Source organism: Natrinema soli (genome assembly GCF_028618695.1).
Genome location: NZ_JAQIVI010000678.1, coordinates 1 through 2,837, shown reverse-complemented (window position 1 = coordinate 2,837; position 2,837 = coordinate 1). Strand labels below are relative to the sequence as shown.

Annotated in this window: 2 protein-coding genes and 1 pseudogene; all 3 read right to left on the bottom strand. The window is 67.9% G+C overall.

The window, feature by feature from the left end; all coding sequences use genetic code 11:
• A partial coding sequence (locus PGX04_RS29880; protein WP_273741813.1) for a DEAD/DEAH box helicase occupies positions 1-1,803 on the bottom strand: 1,803 nt, incomplete at its 3' end.
• Positions 1,804-1,907: 104 nt separating this feature from the next.
• Positions 1,908-2,588, bottom strand: a complete 681-nt coding sequence (locus PGX04_RS29875; protein WP_273741812.1) for a hypothetical protein — start codon at positions 2,586-2,588, stop codon at positions 1,908-1,910.
• A 122-nt stretch (positions 2,589-2,710) separates the two neighbouring features.
• Positions 2,711-2,837 (bottom strand): annotated as a pseudogene (locus tag PGX04_RS29870) (ABC transporter permease); the annotation flags it as partial.

Sequence of the window (2,837 nt, the reverse complement as noted above, 5' to 3'; positions counted from 1 at the left end):
GCGGCCGAGCGCGGCGGCGTCGGCACCGGTCTCCAGTTGGGGCTCCGCGACGGCCCGAATTTCGCCGACTTCGCCCGTGACCGCGGCGGGGACGGGAATTTCCTGACCGATCCACGAGGGGACCTCGCCGGCGGGATCCTCGATGGGACTGACCTTGACCCGGGCCTCCTCGTCGTCGATTTCGGCGATCCGCCACATCTCGCCTCGCTGAATGAACACCTCGCCCGGCTGGGCGAAGTTGACGACGAAGCGCTCGTCCAAGGTCCCGATCTGGCCTCCCGAGGCGATGTCGTGGACCTCGTAGGTCTCCTCGTCCGGGATCATCGAGAGGTTGGCGTAGACGTACTGCCAGGTGCCGCCGGTGGTCTCGATGCGGTCTTCGGCCTCGTCGAACCAGAGAATTCGGTTCCGGTGGAGTTCGGAGATTATCTCGCGAACCGTCGCCTCCGGAACGGTTCGGAACGGGTACGACCGCGTGACCGTCTCGACGGCCTCGTCGGCGTAGGTGTCCCCCCGGCTCTGGACGATCGCCGGCAGCTGATTCGCGACCACGTCCAGGCTCCCCTCGTGGATCGCCGCCGGCTCGACCTCGCCGTCGCGGGCCCGGCGAGCGATCGAAAGCGCCTCGAACGTGTCGTCGGGCCTGGTCGTGACGATCGTGCCGCTCGAGACCTCGTCCTGTCGGTGGCCCGCTCGACCGATCCGCTGGAGGAGGCGGGTGACCTGTCGGGGGCTTTTGTACTGGATCACGTGGTCGACCTGCCCCACGTCGATCCCGAGCTCCATCGAGGACGTACACAGCAGCCCATCGATCTCGCCGGCCTTGAACCGGTCCTCGACGTCGATCCGGGCCTCCTTCGAGAGCGAGCCGTGGTGGACGCCGATCGGCAGGTCGAGTTCCTTGAATCGCGAACCCAGCGCTTCGGCTGTCTGCCGCGTGTTGACGAAGATCAGCGTCGATTCGTGTTCCTCGACCAGGTCCCGGATCAGCCGGACGTGACTGGCCGTATCGGCTTCGGTCATGAGTTCGCCGGCCAGCCGTTCATCTTCGTCCGTCACCGCGGGCTCGCGGACCGTCACGTCGACGTTGCTCCCGACGTCGATCTCGCGAATTTCGCAGGGGCGACCGCCCGTGAGGAACTGGCCGACCTCCCCCGGATCGCCGACGGTCGCCGAGAGCCCGATCCGCTGGAACGGCCCCGAGATGTCCCGGAGCCGCTCGAGGCCGATCGCCAACTGCGCGCCCCGCTTCGAGGCGGCGAGTTCGTGGACCTCGTCGATCACGACGTGAGAGACGTCCGCGAGCGCCTCCCGCAGCCGCTTGCCGGTGAGCATCGCTTGCACGGTTTCGGGCGTCGTGACCAGCACGTCCGGGGGATCCTCGGCCTGTTTCCCCCGCTGGTACTGGGTCGTGTCGCCGTGGCGAACGTCGACCTCGAGGTCGAGGTAGTCGCCCCACCACTCGAGGCGCTCGCGCATGTCGCGGTTGAGCGCCCGCAGCGGCGTGATATAGAGCGCGCCGAACCCCTCAGGTGGGCCGCCGTCGGAGGGAACCTCCGACGAGGATCGCCCCGGTGCGCTCGGCTCACCATCGTCCGCGACCAGATGATCGAAGACGGGCAACATCGCCGTCTCGGTCTTGCCGCTGCCGGTGGGCGCGATCACGAGCGTGTTCTCGCCGGCCGACAGCGGCGGAATCGCCAGTCGCTGCGGCGCCGTCGGCCGCGAGAAGCCGCGTTCGGAGAGCGCTCCCCGAACCGTCGACCCGAGGTGCGTAAACGCCGCGACGTCCCCGTCAGTCATCGAAACGCGCTAGGGACGAACGGCGGATAAGGACCACGTTTCCGGTCAATTACTCACGACTGAGGTCGTGACGTTCGCCTCGCTTTCGTCTCTACGAGGGAGACTCACTCCGCGGATTCGTCGTCGCCCTCGCCGCCGGATTCCGACTCGCTATCGCCGTTTGTGAGATCCTCCGCAACGTCTTCGTCGACCGCCATCTCGCCCGGTTCCGCCGGTTCGTCTTGCACGTCGGACTCGGCGCGCTCGTCGATCTCCTCGTCCGAGCGGCCGTCGCTGAAGTCGGCGTTCGTCTCCGCCTCGTCGATCGCGCTGTCGCCCTCATCCGCCCCGCTTCCGCCGACTTCGTCGCTGTCGCTCTCGTCTAGACCCGTCACGTCGGATTCGTCACCGCCCTCGGTCGTCTCGGCGGACGACTCGAGAGTGGACTCGGCCTCGAACGCTTCACTCCTGGGCCCCTCGATTGAGATTTCAGTGATATCGTCGGGAACGGTCTGACCGGTTCGGTTCCGTCTCGTCTCGATCCGGCCCTCGGGGACGGCGTCGACGGCTCGACTCTGCACCTCGTCCGGGACGGTCTCCGCGGCTCGCTCCTGAACGTCGTCGACTGATCCGGGGACCACGTCCCTCGACCCCAGTATACGCGCCGCGACGTACACGAGCGCGAGGACCCCGGCGGCGACGAGAAGACGTCTGGCGAGGCCACCCGTCGGCGAGGAGTCAGCCGCCGATTCCGATCCGGACGCCGCCGAGGATGATCGATCTCGAGCGGGTGTTCGGAGTCGCATCAGGAGACGTACGAGACCGGCCGGCAAGTGGGTTCGGCGTGCGAAAGCCGGCACCGCCGACGGGACTCGGTCGGTACCGCTAGCTTGGGGTCAGGTCTCGAGGTTCGCACGCCTCGAGCTCCTCAGGCCTGGAGGTGTTCGATACGAGCGTAGCGGCCGGCTCGCCAGCCGGCGACGATCGCGACGATCGTGCCGGCACCGAGCGCGAGCGCGAACCCGCCGGCGTAGATCTCGGGCGGCGTCCGGAGG

Bases quoted from the DNA above. Each gene is read 5' to 3' on its own strand.
- PGX04_RS29875 (WP_273741812.1), bottom strand. From the start codon at position 2,588: ATGCGACTCCGAACACCCGCTCGAGATCGATCATCCTCGGCGGCGTCC.